A 230-nucleotide genomic window follows, 5' to 3' on the forward strand; every position below is an offset into this window, starting at 1 on the left:
CCCCAACTACACGTTCATAATTCGTTACCTCGATCCTGGTACCAGACCTGCATCCACGAGAAATTCGAATCCATTACACACACCTAGAATTGGCTTCCCTGCTTCAGCTGCCTTCACGACCTCAGTCATAAACGGTGCAAAGCGTGCAATGGCACCACTTCGAAGGCTGTCGCGTAGACACAACTGACGCTGCCCACGAACCGAGGCCGGGGTAGAGCTCGGGGGTCGCC

The 230-nt window shown here is 55.2% G+C and carries 1 pseudogene; it reads right to left on the reverse strand.

Features of this window, described 5'->3' with window-relative positions:
- Positions 1-30: 30 nt before the first annotated feature.
- Positions 31-230, reverse strand: a pseudogene (locus tag Q4550_RS24300) (hypothetical protein); the annotation flags it as partial.

It is taken from the genome of Anaerobacillus sp. 1_MG-2023, assembly GCF_030547345.1.
Taxonomy (GTDB): Bacteria; Bacillota; Bacilli; order Bacillales; family Guptibacillaceae; genus Guptibacillus; species Guptibacillus hwajinpoensis_B.